This is a genomic window from Alcanivorax sp. HI0007, from assembly GCF_001635525.1.
Lineage (GTDB): Bacteria > Pseudomonadota > Gammaproteobacteria > Pseudomonadales > Alcanivoracaceae > Alcanivorax.
Window position 1 is genome coordinate 1 of sequence record NZ_LWEJ01000197.1, and the last position, 203, is coordinate 203.

General features: G+C 42.4%; 1 pseudogene. It reads right to left on the bottom strand.

Going from position 1 to position 203, the window contains the following annotated elements:
• A pseudogene (locus tag A3714_RS10215) lies at positions 1 to 189 on the bottom strand (hypothetical protein); the annotation flags it as partial.
• Between the last annotated feature and the right edge of the window lie 14 nt (positions 190 to 203).

The window sequence follows — 203 nt, forward strand, 5'->3', positions numbered from 1 at the left end:
GAGAGCGTCTACTTCTCGCTCTTTTTCATCCTTTAATCGAGTTGATAGCGTTTCAATAGTGAAAGCATCTCCACCTTCGTCTTTAACTCGCAAAGCGAGGGTGGGGAGCAATCCCACGCTCGCTCCAGAACCGATGAGAAAGTTAATATTCTTGTCGTAAATTTCCTCTAATTTTATTCGTTCAGTCATTTTTCTTCCTTGGA